Origin of the sequence: Desulfurococcus amylolyticus Z-533 (genome assembly GCF_000513855.1) — an archaeon.
Taxonomy (GTDB): domain Archaea; phylum Thermoproteota; class Thermoprotei_A; order Sulfolobales; family Desulfurococcaceae; genus Desulfurococcus; species Desulfurococcus amylolyticus.
On sequence record NZ_KI911318.1, the window covers coordinates 1,051,283 to 1,066,136 of the forward strand.

A 14,854-nucleotide genomic window follows, 5' to 3' on the forward strand; every position below is an offset into this window, starting at 1 on the left:
AGTTTTTTATTCTGAGAACAATATATGGTTCTTTGGTGTAAACATTGCTGGATCTTGTTGAATACGCGGTTAAATTAGCCAGCGATCTAGGCGCATCCTATGGTGAAGCAAGGTACCACGGGATCAACGGGTTCACTATCTATACTAGAAATGGAAATGTAATGGGCTCCGGCATTACGAGCCGTAGAGGTATAGCTGTCAGAGTCGTAGTAAACGGGGCCCTCGGGTTTGCTGCAACACCCGAGCTAACTAGGGATGGGGTAAGAAAGACTGTGGAGAAAGCCGTCTCATTAGCGAAGGCAGTATCTCAACTCATGAAGAAGCCGTTGAAACAAGACGACTCAAGGCTTGGAAGAGCCAGGTACTCCGTTGTAGCTAGAAAACCATTTGACTCAATACCGCTAGATGAAAAAGTCAACTATATGACGGGGCTGTGGAGAAACATACAGGGCTCCACTAAGGAGGCACGTATCCCCGTGTTAACTGTTACATATAACGAGTGGACTGAGGAGAAGATAATAGTCAATAGTGATGGCGGATACGTGGAGTCAAGTATTCCTAGGATAACCATGTATTACAACATGGTGGTGACGTCGCCTGCGAAGGGCAGTCTACAGAGGTGGGAGCAATTGGGGGGCTCCGGTGGATTAGAGCTACTTGAGAAGTGGAGGCTCCATGAGAAGCTGCCTGAGGAAGTAGGTAGATACGAAGAAATCCTCTTCAAGGCTCTGCCACCCCCCACAGACCCGGTAGACGTTATCGTGGGAAGCGAGATCGTCGGGCTAGTTGTCCATGAGTCATGCGGGCACCCGAGTGAAGCAGATAGAATAATGGGCCGGGAAGCAGCCCAGGCTGGGAAAAGCTTCATAAAGCCAGGTATGCAGGGTTCCCGGATAGGTAATGAATACGCTACAGTCATAGATGACCCAACCATACCTGGAAGCTATGGTTTCTACCTATACGATGATGAAGCCGTTCCAGCTAGAGCTAGATACCTCTACAAAGAGGGAGTCATATACGAGCACCTGCAAAACAGGTTCACAGCCCCATTCTATAATACTAGAAGTAATGGAGCAGCTAGAGCCATGGACTACGCCAGTGAACCTATTATTAGAATGGCGAATACGTATTTAAAACCAGGGGACATGAGCTTTGAAGAACTCTTAGAATCGGTTAAGAGAGGAGTATATATTAAGTCTTACATGGAGTGGAACATCGATGATGAACGGTGGAGTCAGAGGTATGTCGGGCTGGAGGCATACATGATAGAGAATGGAGAGTTAAAGGGATATGTTAGAAACCCGGTGCTGGAGGTTACCACGAAGTCGTTCTATAGTAGCATAGATGGAGTAGATAGAAACCTGGAATTCTACGCTGGTACATGCGGTAAAGGCGAACCCTCCCAGGGCGTACCCGTATGGTTTGGAGGCCCGAATGTGAAGCTTAAGAATATAAGGCTTAGAAGTACTGTGGGGTGATTTGAATGGAGATATATAAGAGGATATTAAAGGAGGCCCTTGATAAGGGGTTCCAGGAGGCAATCGTTAGAGTGCTTGAATCCGAGAGAACGATGACCAAGATAGCTAACAGCGAGCCAAGCGTGGTGCAACACTGGAGGAGCCTCGATATAGGTTTATACCTTGTAAAAGATAAGAGGATATTTATAGCCGAGGTAAGAGGCTTAGATCCAAGTGGGACAGAATACACCTTGAACCAATTATTCTCGATAGCCGACAAGCTCAGGGAATCCGAGCTCTACGCTCCTCTCCCAGAACCCGGTAAACCAGTTGAAATAGGTAACCTAGTTGATAAGAATATCGATAAGTACATTGAGGATCCATCGAGTTTAGCTGAGGAAGTAATTAACACAGCGCATGAGGAGAGAATAGATTATATAGCTGGAATGATCGACCTAAAGCATGAGAAAGAATACATAGCGTCGTCAAAAGGATTCGAGGGGATGCATGAATATACATCAATGGAGTCATATATACGGGCATTCGCCGGGGAAGAAGGTAGTGGTCAATGGAGCACCTGCTCCACAAAGCTTAGGAGAGATAAACTAGCCGAGATGGCCAGGATAGCTGCGAGGTATGCTGTCGACTCCAAGAGTAGGGTAGACATAGAGCCCGGGATCTATGATTTAATACTTTCCCCAATGGTGTTCGGGAACCTATTAGACTACATATCATACATGGCTTCAGGCTTCAGCATCCTCACCGGGATGTCCATGTTTATAAAGAACAAGCCAGGTGATAAGGTAGCCTCTGAGAAATTCACTCTTATAGATAACCCACACGAACCCGAGTTACCGGGTAGCAGGGGCTTCGACCTAGAGGGAGTACCCACTATAAGGAAGCCCATCATAGAGAAAGGGATACTGGCAACAATACTCCACAACTCTAAAACAGCCGCGAAATTCAGCGCATCAACCACCGGTAACGCTGGATGGATCTCACCAGAGCCGTGGAATCTAATAGTGGAACCAGGAGATTACAGGCTCGAGGAGTTAATTAGTGAGGTTAAGAAAGGGATATTGATCAACAATAACTGGTATACTAGGTTCCAGAACTATGTTGAGGGAGAATTCTCAACCATAACGAGGGATGCATTATTCTTTATCGAGAACGGCGAGATAAAGACTGCTGTGAGAAAAATAAGGATAGCTGATAAACTCGGGAACATATTAAGAAATATTGATGGGCTAACAAAGGAGAGATACGATGTGAAATGGTGGGAAATAAGCTATCCAACCAGGGCGCCATATATATTAGTAAGAGGGGTAAATACTTCAAAACACACTATTTAGTTTGAGTAGTCTTTAATATAGCGTTGCTTCATTGAATCACGATTAATTTTTAACTGGCTACCACTTTTCCAGCTATTCTATTCTTAATATACTCATCAAATATAACTAGTATACCATCAATTATCAAGTATAATGCAACAAGTATTCCCAATAATTCAGGTTTCACCAGTATTAAGAATCCGAATACTAGCATTATTATTCCTATTAACAGTCTTGGCACACTGACCCCAAGATATTTCCTCATCAACTCCTGTATCTTCTCCTCAGCCATATCATCTCACCCTATTAATATTATGATCTCTTACTTTCGATTTATAAACATCAAAATATAGATCAGAGGCCCGGATACTAGTCAAATAATGTCCTAGGAGACTAAGGGTGTGGTGAGGCCGGGAGTGACCCGACCCATGTTCATTCCGCCCCGTTACGCGGGGGTGTTACATGGGCACCGGGGTCACATCACTTAGCTACTATGGCTAATACTTGTTTTAAATTTTATTCCATAACCTAATATCCACAATGCCCTTCAAGGTTCAAGGACTCTTTCCCCTAGCATAGGGAAGGATGTGGTTAAAAGATTAGACCCGGGTGGAGAGCTGGGTTGGGGAGTATTATTTTACCTCAACGGATGGGTTTTTAGCTGCCTTTATATTTAATACTGACTCAGCTATTCCATTAGAATACCTCACGATTCTTCTAAGACTGTCACATATTAGTGTAAGCCCGGCTTTCTCGTTATCTGGAAGCGTTGAGTTTATTATTTTCTCATATATTGTTTTCTCTATTTCATCTACTAGTACACGAGCGGTTTGAATTACTTCTTCGGCATCCCTTCTGCTTAAACTATATAGCGACCCCATGGCCTTATTGAAGAGGTCTGATGCCTTCACCATTAGTTCATACACTATATCTGCCCCACTAGTCTTCTTCATGGCCAGTATTCTTCTAGCTATGTTAACGATGTGATCCGCTATTCTCTCCAGGTTTCTCGCTATAATCCTATAGCTTAATGCTTCCACAATGCTACTTATTCCTAGCTCATGCTGTATCCTTACATCGAGTAGTGCCATGCTTAATTCTCTCACAATCATATGGTGGAATCTATCGGCTTCATCATCCCTCTGTATTATAGCGTAGGCCACGTTCCCATCCATTGTTTTCAATAATGTCTTCGCATCCTCGATCATGTTGTTGACTATTAAGTGGAGCCTCCTCACAGCACTTAATAGTGGGAGCTCCTTGATATTCAGGAGAATCTTGAATGTCACACTGTTATATGACTCCTCGACCACTTCAACACCCGCCAGCTTTATCCTAGCCATATTCTTTACTTCACTGATAAACCTGGCTGGATCAGGTATTCTGGAATCGAATGTCACAACTATAGTACTATATCCTGAAAGGTACATCGCTAAGAGCATCCTAAATACCTGGTCCACGGTTACCTCGGGGCTAACCTTAATAGTGGACTTTACTTGAACCGCTTCTGTTGAAGGAGGTATTATCACCAGTTTATCGCCATATTTCTCCACGCTTACGTAGTCACCGCTCTTCAACCCCACTGCGTCAACCCATTCCTTAGGTAGAGTTATTATATATGATGAAGACCCAGTTTTTTGCACCCTTCTTCTCTCAGTACCCACCATGTAGTCCACCACCACTTTAGTTTAACCAATTATATGTGTCTATTAATTTTAAGATCAATTATTACAGACTTATATATACTTTACTATCAAGTAGGTAAAAGAATATGGAATCCGAGTAAAGTACAAGCATAACCATATCTTACTCAATAACCATATCCATCTATAAAATATTTTCATAACATTAAGAGATTTGATATAAAAACTATTCACCCATAAAGCATGAGATATCAGCAACTAGAGCCGGGGGCGGGATTCGAACCCGCGAGTAAACGGGTTTCCGTGAACCCCTTGCCAAGGTTAGCCCTGCAGCCCGCCGCCTTAGACCGCTCGGCCACCCCGGCTTCTAGATATAATTATACTATAAGACCTTATAAATTGAGACGCTGTGGATAAACTGGTGATAGAATTCATCACTTAGTCCCTATCCTCCTGAACAATACTTCTCATTGAATTCGTCATACCCAAGCATCCTAGCTGTCTTCAATAATCCTATTTCAAGATTGTCGATGGTGAACACTAACGCCTTTACTTCTTTGCCACTACTAAGTACTTCTCTACAGATGCGGTGATGACCATCGATGACGAAATACTCCTGGTTATACTTGTATACGAGGGGTGGGCAATGTAGCGACAATGCATGGGGCTCGGGTCCTGGTATAGGGGGTTGCGTTGGCTTAAGAAGCGTTATACTAATAGTTTCAACCCATATCCTTGCCAAGGTATTATATTGTTTCTCAAGAAACCTAACCGTGTTAACGATGTGTCTCCAACATATAAGCTCCTGGGGTGTGTCAACCGGGTTCACTGAATCTAATTCAATTATGGATTTAGCTAATTTAGGCCTGTATTTTGGAACAAGGATCGTTAAGCCCGGTATCCTCCATCCGAGCCATGCGTAGACTATAACCCTGTGATGACCATCCACAACATAGTGAAGTCCACCCAGGCCCGTTACAACTATTATGGGGACCTGATACATCCCAAATAAAACAGATCTCAAGACCAATCCAAGCTTATCGGACTCAATGAAGCCCTGGGTAAGTACGAGACTCCGAGGAGTATAAGTCCTCTCCCCAACGAAGATAGCTGAGCCGTATTCTTTACTATAGAAATGCAGGAGATCCCTTACACGTAGCTCTACATCCCTCCTCGAAGCCAGCCTCAACCTATCGCTTAGACCCTGCACAGGCTTCTACACTCTCCGGCTCTACCTATATGGGGAATAGACTTACATCGAAAACGGATACCATGGCGAAAAGATCTTTGCATACCTGTCGCCCTCGTCGTTGCATCTCTACGACTCCCCTTTAATACAAATATGGTGAGCACAGCTATTATGGATGCGATAGCTACCACTATGATCATCGGAGCATTATCCCCTACAGAAGTTATGTTGGTAATGTTCCCGGCCACCGTAATCCTTTGTGTCACAGTTAAGGTCGTTGATACTGTTTTTTCAATAGTGATAGTCTCCGTCTTAGTGGTGGTTAATATAGTAGGTGAGTCCTTGGTCAAAGTAACAGTACTCACCTGCGTCACCGTGGTTGTCTCCGTCTTAGTAATAGTTACCGGCTGTGAGACCGCCCCATTCGTTACTGTAGTGGTTGTAGTAGTTGTCGCAGTAGTAATAGGGGCTCCAACTACTTCGAATGAGTATATGACCCACCTGGTGTTTCCCAACTGGTTATCATAGCCCGCCAGGTAGACCCTGCTTCCATTGATCCAGAGCTTACCAGTATACATATACGAGTCTACACTCCCGCTCAGAGTCTTGTTACCAATGGAGTTTAAATCCTTATCAAGCAAGTAGATTACATGTCTCCAATAGCCACCATTATTCTCCTCTCCGGCAACAACCACTAGGTCGCCTACCAGGCCACCCTTATAAAGGCTGAGCGAGAGAACTCCTAGGTTAATCTTCTTAACGAGGTCTCCATTCCTGTTAAACCTTACTATATAGTCCCCGTCCCCTATAATATACGCATAACCATCACCATCAAAGAACACCGCATACGCCCTACCAGGTATTCCTGGCCTAATGGTTTTAACCAGTGTCATTGATTCCGGATCCACGATCTCGATCCACCACTCTAAAATCCCCTTAGCCGGATTAGAGATGTAACCTACACCCCATAACTGTCCTGTAACAGGGTTTACTCCTAGACTGTGTAAAGTGGCGAAGACATCTCTTGAACCCTGCGAGATATATGTGTCAACCGTATTGAGGTCTGCGTTAAGCTTCTCCACACGGAAAACCTGGTTGCCCGCAATCCAGTCAAATCCCCCTACGTAGAGATAGCCATTATAACTAGTAATAGATGTAGCCCATCCCCCCACGTTATTGATCACATAGCTCGTTAAACCTGGGTCAACTCTCAAAACGTAGCTAGGGTATCCGTAGCCTACAGAATAGATGTAGCCCCCCATTACATCACAATCCCATAATCCCTCGTATCCGTAGCCCGGGTTATATGTCCAGTTATTTCTAAGCTGTCCAGTCCACGGGTCTCGTGCCTCAATCCTGAATTGTTTACCACCTGGTATAGAATCGTAGCCAACCACTATTAATGAATCATTAGCAAGACATGTTGCATAAGGACCGTCACTGCCGCTGCTGGGATTACTGTATTGTACCCAGAGCACTTCAACTCCGGGTGCTCCCCATGCCTGGGCATGGTAGGGGTTAGTTAAAGCCATTATGGAAGCTATAATAATCACTATAACAATACATGTAATGATTTCACCCTTAAGATGCAATCTTATCCCCCATCATAGTATCTATCTTTACTACTCTATAAGCATTCATCTCCACTGGTCACATAATCATTTCTCAATAAACAGGTAGTAGAAGGTAAACCTTCTTTCCAAATCCTTTAAGATTTTTTCTCATCCCCTTCGATATCAGGGGGTGTTTCCTGGGGTGGCTCTCGCGGCAGGATAATGATTGGTTTTGTATAAGCCAGTGCTTCAGCTATCTTCCTCCTAGCAGAATCAAGGATCCTCCAGTATGTTGCTTCCGAGACATTCATTCTCGCAGACGCTTCTCTAACATTCAACCCTTCTAGGTAGGCTAGTCTAAACGCTTCTAGCTCGTCGTGGAACAATACTATACCGTTGAGCACGCTATGCGGGGAGTATAGTGTAGAAGGGATGAAAACGATATTCCCGTAAAAGAATTCAACCCTTCTCGGAACTGGAGGTCTACCGCCCCTCCAGCCCTTTCTACAACCGTGGCCTTTAAACCCGTTCATAACTATTATACCTGCTTAGACTAATGATTTCCTAGAGCCTATAAATTATTTAGAGAGTTAAGTTTAAAAACCTTTGAAATATATTTCAAAATTAGGTGTTCCAAATGGGATGGCGGAGAGAATACTGGAGCCCTTGGCCAGGCCACGGTCCCTGGAGCCATCTACCTCCATGGATGAGGCCGGGATGGGTCCTGTGGTGGGGGTATAGAGGAGCACCCCCAGTGTATCCGTACTCGGCGACCCCAACTATGACGAGAGAAGCTGAGATAGCTTACCTAGAGAACCTTAAGGCATACCTACAGGATACCCTGAAGTATATTGAAGATAGGCTTAACCAGCTTAAGAGCTCGAAGTAGTATGCTGCCTTCCTAGGAATTCTTCGAATACTTTTAAATCTATATTTTTAAATGCTTCATTGCTTTTCTATAATTTCAACCTCCCAGCCTCTTAACGAAGGTCAAATATAGCATCCAAGCCTATAGAACCAGATCTCGTATGGGAGATTCTTTTTAATGCCTAAGGCTTTGTAAGCGGCCTGGAGTAGTAGCGTGCTTCACTGTTTCAATGGGTAGGCATAGGTTATGCTGCTCCCATGAACGCCGGGGTTTCAGGCTCCGCAACTCGGATTCAACATCTCTATCGCCTACTATGACGATACACTTGCTATCCCTAACACAGTACTCCGAGTATGTTTCCTCGGGTTTCAAGACCTTGAGCCTAGAGCACCACCTGTTTGAGTATGTTGGGGAACCCTCTAGAAGAGAGAAGCCAGTTCTTCACAGCCTCTACATTCTCCATAATATGATTGTAGTTGCACCTAGAAACCTCCCCTAGGCTTACTGCTTCAGCCAACATATTTCTCAACACCGATCATCTCTAAATAAAGTATTCTGCTACATCGACACCGTTTATGATAAAGTGTTTGTCCCCCGAGATCCCTTAGCGCAAGATACCAGTCTTCCGGCAACCCTACTACACTAGACATAAAAACCAGGAAGTCTGAGAGCAAATATGTCATGATAGACCCTGGGCATTGATAATGAATACTCTTATCCGCGGATGCATCATGCCAATCACTCAAAGCAAAGCTCCGAGTACATTATTTCAAGGTCTTATATCTGATCCCCTCTCACTCTGGATGGCGGACTTTCAGCTGTAAGTGTTCTATGAAGCCGAACCCAGCTGGAATCATGAAAATTGAACGATCTCTATCAGTGTTTTTAATCAGGTGTCTGAAAAGGGAAGGCGGGCCCGCGGGGATTCGAACCCCGGGCCTCCGGCTTAGGAGGCCGGCGCCCTATCCTGGCTAGGCGACGGGCCCTTCCCATCCAGCATTATCCTTTAAGTTGTTTAGGGATTATAAGTGTTTTTATTGCTCGTATTGTTTAAGCTTATAAGCCTGGCTTTTCCATGTTTACTAAATGATGCCGCCGTAGCTCAGCCTGGTTAGAGCGCCGGACTCATACGGGTTCACGGGTCCGTACCGAGGTCTGCCCAGGGGAGATCCGGTTGTCCCGGGTTCAAGTCCCGGCGGCGGCATCTTGTTCTTTAAGTTACTAAAGCCGTGATGTGACCGCCAGATGCTGAGTTGGTGATGGGTCTTTCAGCGGTCTGAGCTACATGTTTTATTTTTATTTTATAATTTTGTAATTCTTGTATTGGAGGCATGGATCATGGGTGCCCCATACTTTGTGATGGGTGAGGTTAAGAGCCTGAGTGTTAAGCGTAGGAGCATACATGAGCTTCTCCTTGAAATGGCTGATACAGCGTTCCAGGGTAGGAGTCTAGGCGAGGCATACCGTGTCCTTATAGATATGTTTAGCGATGAAGATAACCTCGTGTTCCTAGGGCTCGCTGGATCCATGAGTACTGCAGGTATGTGGAGGATCATTAAGTGGCTTGTAGAGGAGAGATATGTTGATGTAGTGGTCTCGACTGGTGCTGTAATAAGCGAAGACATCTATGAAGCCATGGGCTTCAAATACTATAAGACACATCCCTGCGTCAACGATGAAGAACTCCTCAGATATAAGTATGATAGATTCTACGATACCGTTGCCAACGAGGAGGACTATAGGAAAATGGAGAAGCTAATACAGGAATTTATTGAAACCCTACCAGCTGGAAAAACCTACAGTACGGCCGAGTTCCTTCACGAATTCGGGAAATACCTGGATGAAAAAGGAATTAACAGCATTGTAGCTGCAGCATACAGAGCCAAGGTACCCGTGTTCTCACCAGCCCTAGTTGACAGCGGCTACGGTATGGGCGCTCTCCTAGCATATAGGAGGGGACACAGGATAATCCTGGACATGGTGAGAGACTTCTACCATATAGTAGAGATAGGTAGAAGGGCTAGTAAGCTCTCAGCAATATATATTGGGGGAGGAGTACCAAAGGACTATGTAAACCTTGTAACAGTAGCTCAAACCTTGATAGGAGAGTACGAGGAGGGCAAACATGATTATTACAAGAGCCTAGAGTATGTTGTACAGTTCACAACCGATGCACCACAGTGGGGAGGACTCAGTGGTGCAACCCTAGAGGAAGCCGTGAGCTGGGGCAAGGTGTCGCCTAAGGCTAAAAAGAAAGTAGTCTACGTTGATGCTACAATAGCTTTACCAATAATAGCTCATGCACTAGTGGATGGTGGCATTAGGAGAAGAAGACCAGCAGACCTATCATGGTTTTTCAATAATCCACCATGACCACGGGTCCAGTAAAAACTCAAGTCCCCGGAAGTCTTTGTTTCACTATTAGTCATTTCCAAGGGGCTAGCGCTAAGATAAGGGATATTATTGATAATGGATAGAGGTATTTCCATAGATATCTCACTGCTTGCTCAGGCTTGTAACGTGGCAGCGAGGCATCGATTATTGTTAACACAGCAAATACTATTGTCGTCTTAACCAGTATTACAAGCGTTCCCAGTATCCAGTCACCGTTGAACGGCCAGGCTCCTCCAAGGAAGAGTAGTACGTATATTAATGGGTAGACTATTTTCTCAGCAAACTTAGCGAAGAATCCAAGAGCTAGCCTAGGGCCTCCTAACTCAGTGAATATACCCCAGTATAGCTCCGACTCAGCCTCCGGGGTATCGAAGGGTTTAATCATTAATATACTCATCAACCCTAGGAAACCCGCAATAGATGCCAGTACCATTGAGAGCGTTTTCAACGGGTTAATAGTCCAGAGCTGGGGAGATACCAGTGATGTAGGGTAGAGCGAATATCCTGCATTAAAGTATCTCGATGCGATTATTACTGGTACAAGCATCGAGATAGCGTAGGCTGGTTCACTAGAGAATAATAATGCTATGTAGCGTCCAGCACCTATTACAGTATACGGGTTTGGATGGGCTACGGCTAGATAGGCTAGTCCGAACGGTATTAATAGTAACAGGTATAACAGTATAATTATATCGAAATCGGCGTATAAGGGTTTTATCGCGATTGGTGTTACCGAGAACACCGTTATCAATGCACCTATTACAATGGATATCACGATAAGCGGGCTTGCTCTTAAACTATATTTGTTGACCAGGTCCTTCTTCATTGCAAGCTTCAATAAATCAGCTAATGGTTGAAGTAGTCCAGCTGGACCAACGTAAACCGGCCCTCTTCTATACTGTATCCTGGCGGTGATTTTTCTACTGAGCCACTGTGTAAATATTATGAATGCTATTGTGAATAATAGGCCTGGATATATGAGGGCTTGTATAAGGAATATTATTGGATCCATCATATCGATCACCCAAGTATAAGCAACACAACAACTAATGCGATTAGTAGTAGAAGCCCTATGAAGTACCAGTCCGATAAATACGATGCAATACTCCTCTCCAGCACCTTACTACCACGTCCCCAAGCCCTCTTCAATATATCGACAACTATCTCCGTAATAGAAGGCACCTCCACTTTATCTACTATGAATCCCCCCATTACAGGTAGCTCGGTGACTTCATCACGGAGGCTAGGTACTCTGCTAGCTATTGCCTTCTGGAAGAAGACATAAAATACCATATATACTATGAAACTCGTAAAAACTGTTTGAAGCAGTATGAGTAGTAGGAATGCCTGTATATCCACCTGGACCACCTCACCCGAATATCCTGCTGAGGTATTTCTCGAACTCAGAGGAGACCTCCCTATAAGCACCCTCATCGCTTATATCTGTGGGTGTCAACCAGTGTACATAGTAGACCTTCTTCTCTTGATCCAGGTCAACGACTACTGTTCCAGGGGTATTGGTTATACTGTTCGCTATAAAGACCACGCCATAATCACTTGATACCCTGTATGGAACTCTAACTATTGCTGGCTGTACATCAATGTTCCTGGAGAGGATGACCTTTACTACACTCCAGTGTGCCTTGGCCTCTATGATGGTGAAGTATTTGATCAAGTAGTATACTCCAAGCATGATTCTTCTAATAGATACTCCTCTCAACCCGGCGGTAAGTTCCATCTTGAATATATATGCAACAACCAAGCCGATTACAATGGCTAATGTTAACTCGATAACATCGAATACCCCTGTATAGACCAGGTAGACTACTATACTAAGTAATAAAGCCAACAGAATAGATGACTTATTCATTCTCCTCCACCTCTAAACGCTTAATATTAAGCGTGCCAGTAGCCTTAGCGATTTTCAATGATATGGAAGAGAGAAAAATGAGCTGAGCTAGACCTATTACTATACCTGTAACTATAAGAACCTGAGGCACTGGATCAACAGATCTACTGATAAATGACTCTATATCACCAGGGGACCCAGGTAGATTAGGGTTCAACAGTGTTCCACCTGGATATACTGGAGGCATGGATGCATTGATCCTGTATCCCATGAAGACTAGTAAGACGTAGACAGCGTCTGAAAGTATCGTAATGAAGATCATTTTCTTAACTATGTGGCTCCTCGTCACAATACCGTATAGAGAATAAGATATTGTTAACACTATTACAGCCACCATGTAGTACCATATATATGTTTCAAGGCTCACACAGCATCACCTTCGAAGACCTTGGTTAAATACATTAATGCTAGAGTGAAACCGGTTGAAACAGCTAGGAACTCAAATAGGTTAAGCCAGAATAGTACACCGGATAGAAGTACCTGTCCGAACGGGGTTTGTATTGCCGCGGGGAAGCTGAACAGCGATCCCGGCTTATAGAGGTTCTGGAAGAGATACGCGTTTACGGAGCCCAGTAAACTATAGATGACCGGGACCAGGCCAAGCAGAAATATAAGTGACACCGCTAGAGACCTAACTCCAAGTAGCTTACGATTGGTGAATCCCTTCTCCTCGAGTACACTGCTTCCAAAGACTAATAGCATTACAAGCGGTGCAATGACGAAGATGCTGCCGCCCTGGAAGCCTCCGCCAGGCGTTAAATGACCATGCAGTGCTATCGATACACTGACCACCACTATGATTAGCACGATAAACATTGACACGGTCCTCACTATAATAGTCATCTCCTTTGCCGAGGTTCCCCCACGTATACTGGTTTTCTCCAAAACAAGCATAGAGCTCACTATTGCCAGGAATAATACACTTGTCTCAAAATACGTGTCGAAGCCTCTCTGATCCCATATAACACTAGTTACCACTTCGGTGCTAATAGAGGTCCACGGTGAGCCTGGATACACCACGTTACCTAGATATATCTGGGCTAACCCGGTTAGAATCTGTGCATCATAGCTGGCGAGCCCTGTATACACTAATACCACTATTACCAATATAGATAGAATAACAGGTATTATTATGGATGCATAGTTATTCCTCATATCTCTCACCCTTGCTTAACACATATACAAACAGTACACTGTTTACTCCAAGCCCTATGGCGATGTATGCTATAAGGAGATCCGGTGCAAGGAAGTATGATAATGCCACCGCGTAAAACACCGACTCTATACTAGAGTAGACAACGGCTTTCAAAACATCCCTTTCCCTCAACACAGCCAGTGTAGCGATGAATGCTAATGTTAGACTAATGACTGCGAGAAATATCACTACCCGTCACCCCCCTTATCCTCCCTTAATCTATCAACAGTAATAATTGGCTTGGCTTCCCCACTATGATAGGCTGCCCTAGCCAGGATATGGGAGCCAGCCGGGGTTCCAAGAGCTATCAGTACTGCTGCTATTAGGCAGACTCCAGACATGTATGCCTTGAAATATATGTCTACATCTAGTGACAAAGCTATAATGGCAAGCCCTATCAATGGGTAGAAGCCACCACCAATAGCGCCTACTGTTGCAGCATGCAGCCTCATATAAAAGTCCTTCAATCTAAAGAAGCCAATTGACGCTATTATATCGAGTACTCCTCCAATTATTGTGAGACCCAGCCCTATGTAGAACAGGATCAAGTCAATCATTATCCATTCACCTCTTCAATAGGTATCTGGCTATAATTAGATCAAGCAGGAAAATCCATGCCGCCAACGGTATTACACCTATGAGAAGTAGTGGCGACCTGTAGTATAGCGCTATTATGGCTAGGATCACCACTAGATCCACTGATAAGGCATCCACAGCTAGAACAGCGTCTGGTAGAGTCTTCGATGTCAGAATCCTGGCTGAATATATTATCATTGCAGTAGTAAATAAGCCTGCCATGAATGGTAGAAACAACTCTAAAAGCCCATATTCAACCATTCTACGACACCTCCTTATCTCCGGATCCTTGTTGATAGGATTTACTATATGGTAGAGTGAAGTGAGACTTAGTAATGGTTATACTCGCATTTGACAATAGCTTTAACTCGATTGGCTGCCTCAACAGGGTTGATTTATCCACTGTGAATAACTCGTAACCTGTAGCAGTAGTCATCGATAACGCGTTAAATGGGCAATACTCTACACATAGGCCGCAGAATGTGCATTTATGGAGATCAATTCTTGGAAACCTCTTGCGTGGATTCTGTGGGTAATCGCCATCAGCCGTAACCATGTCTATAGCATTAGCGGGGCACACCTGCTGACACATTGAGCACCCGGTACACTTTAACATATCTAGTACATGACTACCCCTAGTCACCGGAGTTTTAAACGGTTTATCTATTCTGGGAACCTGCCTCGTATACGGCTTCCTTAAAAGGTATTTAAGCGAGCTTGAGATCGAGGCTACAACCAT

Annotated in this window: 19 protein-coding genes and 3 tRNA genes; 6 read left to right on the forward strand and 16 right to left on the reverse strand. The window is 44.3% G+C overall.

The window, feature by feature from the left end; all coding sequences use genetic code 11:
* The first annotated feature begins 44 nt into the window (after positions 1 to 44).
* Together SPHMEL_RS05490 and SPHMEL_RS05495 are read left to right on the forward strand one after the other, a co-directional pair.
* Positions 45 to 1,478: a TldD/PmbA family protein gene (locus SPHMEL_RS05490; RefSeq protein ID WP_042667672.1), complete on the forward strand. Its 1,434-nt coding sequence runs from the start codon at positions 45 to 47 to the stop codon at positions 1,476 to 1,478.
* 5 nt (positions 1,479 to 1,483) lie between these two features.
* Positions 1,484 to 2,809 carry a TldD/PmbA family protein gene (locus tag SPHMEL_RS05495; protein WP_042667673.1) on the forward strand — a complete coding sequence of 442 codons (1,326 nt, stop codon included), beginning with the start codon at positions 1,484 to 1,486 and terminating at the stop codon, positions 2,807 to 2,809.
* 49 nt (positions 2,810 to 2,858) lie between these two features.
* On the opposite strand, the gene SPHMEL_RS05500 is transcribed toward SPHMEL_RS05495, so the two are convergent.
* From SPHMEL_RS05500 to SPHMEL_RS05525, 6 genes are all read right to left on the reverse strand, one after another.
* Positions 2,859 to 3,080, reverse strand: a complete 222-nt coding sequence (locus tag SPHMEL_RS05500; protein WP_012608602.1) for a DUF3096 domain-containing protein — start codon at positions 3,078 to 3,080, stop codon at positions 2,859 to 2,861.
* Positions 3,081 to 3,420: 340 nt separating this feature from the next.
* Positions 3,421 to 4,455: a phosphate signaling complex PhoU family protein gene (locus SPHMEL_RS05505; protein ID WP_042667674.1), complete on the reverse strand. Its 1,035-nt coding sequence runs from the start codon at positions 4,453 to 4,455 to the stop codon at positions 3,421 to 3,423.
* Positions 4,456 to 4,693: 238 nt separating this feature from the next.
* Positions 4,694 to 4,796, reverse strand: a tRNA-Cys gene (locus tag SPHMEL_RS05510).
* Between the two features lie 80 nt (positions 4,797 to 4,876).
* On the reverse strand, positions 4,877 to 5,641 hold the full coding sequence (locus SPHMEL_RS05515) for a chromosome partitioning protein ParB (RefSeq protein ID WP_042667675.1): 765 nt from the start codon (positions 5,639 to 5,641) through the stop codon (positions 4,877 to 4,879).
* A complete protein-coding gene (locus SPHMEL_RS05520) occupies positions 5,629 to 7,212 on the reverse strand; it encodes an LVIVD repeat-containing protein (protein ID WP_042667676.1) in 1,584 nt (527 codons plus the stop codon). The genes SPHMEL_RS05515 and SPHMEL_RS05520 overlap by 13 nt, the downstream gene beginning before the upstream one ends.
* A gap of 116 nt (positions 7,213 to 7,328) precedes the next feature.
* Positions 7,329 to 7,706, reverse strand: coding sequence for a DUF134 domain-containing protein (locus SPHMEL_RS05525; RefSeq protein WP_042667677.1), 378 nt, complete (start codon positions 7,704 to 7,706; stop codon positions 7,329 to 7,331).
* A gap of 104 nt (positions 7,707 to 7,810) precedes the next feature.
* Here SPHMEL_RS05525 and SPHMEL_RS07560 point away from each other — a divergent pair, with 104 nt between their 5' ends.
* Positions 7,811 to 8,062, forward strand: coding sequence for a DUF5320 domain-containing protein (locus SPHMEL_RS07560; RefSeq protein WP_042667678.1), 252 nt, complete (start codon positions 7,811 to 7,813; stop codon positions 8,060 to 8,062).
* A 208-nt stretch (positions 8,063 to 8,270) separates the two neighbouring features.
* The gene (locus tag SPHMEL_RS07370) at positions 8,271 to 8,540 is read left to right on the forward strand and encodes a hypothetical protein (RefSeq protein WP_156915446.1); all 270 of its coding nucleotides are present in this window, start codon (positions 8,271 to 8,273) and stop codon (positions 8,538 to 8,540) included.
* A gap of 412 nt (positions 8,541 to 8,952) precedes the next feature.
* Here SPHMEL_RS07370 and SPHMEL_RS05535 read toward each other — a convergent pair.
* Positions 8,953 to 9,027 (reverse strand) — tRNA-Arg (locus SPHMEL_RS05535).
* Positions 9,028 to 9,132: 105 nt separating this feature from the next.
* Between SPHMEL_RS05535 and SPHMEL_RS05540 the strand changes: the two genes are divergently transcribed.
* Positions 9,133 to 9,245: transfer RNA gene (locus tag SPHMEL_RS05540), tRNA-Met, on the forward strand.
* A 134-nt stretch (positions 9,246 to 9,379) separates the two neighbouring features.
* On the forward strand, positions 9,380 to 10,414 hold the full coding sequence (locus tag SPHMEL_RS05545; RefSeq protein ID WP_042667679.1) for a deoxyhypusine synthase: 1,035 nt from the start codon (positions 9,380 to 9,382) through the stop codon (positions 10,412 to 10,414).
* 52 nt (positions 10,415 to 10,466) lie between these two features.
* On the opposite strand, the gene SPHMEL_RS05550 is transcribed toward SPHMEL_RS05545, so the two are convergent.
* Genes SPHMEL_RS05550 through SPHMEL_RS05590 form a run of 9 tightly spaced genes read right to left on the reverse strand, consistent with a single transcriptional unit; the run spans position 10,467 to position 14,854 of the window.
* Entirely contained in the window at positions 10,467 to 11,450 is a 984-nt protein-coding gene (locus SPHMEL_RS05550) for a complex I subunit 1/NuoH family protein (protein WP_042667680.1), read from the reverse strand.
* A 5-nt stretch (positions 11,451 to 11,455) separates the two neighbouring features.
* A complete protein-coding gene (locus SPHMEL_RS05555) occupies positions 11,456 to 11,794 on the reverse strand; it encodes a hypothetical protein (protein ID WP_232216776.1) in 339 nt (112 codons plus the stop codon).
* Between the two features lie 10 nt (positions 11,795 to 11,804).
* A complete protein-coding gene (locus SPHMEL_RS05560) occupies positions 11,805 to 12,305 on the reverse strand; it encodes a Na+/H+ antiporter subunit E (RefSeq protein ID WP_042667681.1) in 501 nt (166 codons plus the stop codon).
* Positions 12,298 to 12,711 carry a Na+/H+ antiporter subunit C gene (locus SPHMEL_RS05565; protein WP_012608615.1) on the reverse strand — a complete coding sequence of 138 codons (414 nt, stop codon included), beginning with the start codon at positions 12,709 to 12,711 and terminating at the stop codon, positions 12,298 to 12,300. Before SPHMEL_RS05565 ends, SPHMEL_RS05560 begins: the two co-directional genes overlap by 8 nt.
* Positions 12,708 to 13,499, reverse strand: coding sequence for an MnhB domain-containing protein (locus tag SPHMEL_RS05570; protein ID WP_042667682.1), 792 nt, complete (start codon positions 13,497 to 13,499; stop codon positions 12,708 to 12,710). The genes SPHMEL_RS05565 and SPHMEL_RS05570 overlap by 4 nt, the downstream gene beginning before the upstream one ends.
* Positions 13,489 to 13,728, reverse strand: coding sequence for a Na(+)/H(+) antiporter subunit B (locus SPHMEL_RS05575; RefSeq protein ID WP_012608617.1), 240 nt, complete (start codon positions 13,726 to 13,728; stop codon positions 13,489 to 13,491). Before SPHMEL_RS05575 ends, SPHMEL_RS05570 begins: the two co-directional genes overlap by 11 nt.
* Positions 13,728 to 14,096, reverse strand: coding sequence for a monovalent cation/H(+) antiporter subunit G (mnhG, locus tag SPHMEL_RS05580; RefSeq protein ID WP_042667683.1), 369 nt, complete (start codon positions 14,094 to 14,096; stop codon positions 13,728 to 13,730). Before mnhG ends, SPHMEL_RS05575 begins: the two co-directional genes overlap by 1 nt.
* A gap of 7 nt (positions 14,097 to 14,103) precedes the next feature.
* Entirely contained in the window at positions 14,104 to 14,376 is a 273-nt protein-coding gene (locus tag SPHMEL_RS05585; RefSeq protein ID WP_042667684.1) for a monovalent cation/H+ antiporter complex subunit F, read from the reverse strand.
* Position 14,377: 1 nt separating this feature from the next.
* Positions 14,378 to 14,854, reverse strand: a complete 477-nt coding sequence (locus tag SPHMEL_RS05590) for an NADH-quinone oxidoreductase subunit I (protein ID WP_042667685.1) — start codon at positions 14,852 to 14,854, stop codon at positions 14,378 to 14,380.

What these genes read in the sequence shown, in the direction of transcription:
- SPHMEL_RS05495 (WP_042667673.1), top strand. Translation starts at nt 1,484, where the DNA reads ATGGAGATATATAAGAGGATATTAAAGGAGGCCCTTGATAAGGGGTTC.
- SPHMEL_RS05500 (WP_012608602.1), bottom strand. Translation starts at nt 3,080, where the DNA reads ATGGCTGAGGAGAAGATACAGGAGTTGATGAGGAAATATCTTGGGGTC.
- SPHMEL_RS05505 (WP_042667674.1), bottom strand. Translation starts at nt 4,455, where the DNA reads ATGGTGGGTACTGAGAGAAGAAGGGTGCAAAAAACTGGGTCTTCATCA.
- SPHMEL_RS05525 (WP_042667677.1), bottom strand. Translation starts at nt 7,706, where the DNA reads ATGAACGGGTTTAAAGGCCACGGTTGTAGAAAGGGCTGGAGGGGCGGT.
- SPHMEL_RS07560 (WP_042667678.1), top strand. Translation starts at nt 7,811, where the DNA reads ATGGGATGGCGGAGAGAATACTGGAGCCCTTGGCCAGGCCACGGTCCC.
- SPHMEL_RS07370 (WP_156915446.1), top strand. Translation starts at nt 8,271, where the DNA reads ATGGGTAGGCATAGGTTATGCTGCTCCCATGAACGCCGGGGTTTCAGG.
- SPHMEL_RS05545 (WP_042667679.1), top strand. Translation starts at nt 9,380, where the DNA reads ATGGGTGCCCCATACTTTGTGATGGGTGAGGTTAAGAGCCTGAGTGTT.
- SPHMEL_RS05550 (WP_042667680.1), bottom strand. Translation starts at nt 11,450, where the DNA reads ATGATGGATCCAATAATATTCCTTATACAAGCCCTCATATATCCAGGC.
- SPHMEL_RS05560 (WP_042667681.1), bottom strand. Translation starts at nt 12,305, where the DNA reads ATGAATAAGTCATCTATTCTGTTGGCTTTATTACTTAGTATAGTAGTC.
- SPHMEL_RS05570 (WP_042667682.1), bottom strand. Translation starts at nt 13,499, where the DNA reads ATGAGGAATAACTATGCATCCATAATAATACCTGTTATTCTATCTATA.
- mnhG (WP_042667683.1), bottom strand. Translation starts at nt 14,096, where the DNA reads ATGATTGACTTGATCCTGTTCTACATAGGGCTGGGTCTCACAATAATT.
- SPHMEL_RS05585 (WP_042667684.1), bottom strand. Translation starts at nt 14,376, where the DNA reads ATGGTTGAATATGGGCTTTTAGAGTTGTTTCTACCATTCATGGCAGGC.
- SPHMEL_RS05590 (WP_042667685.1), bottom strand. Translation starts at nt 14,854, where the DNA reads ATGGTTGTAGCCTCGATCTCAAGCTCGCTTAAATACCTTTTAAGGAAG.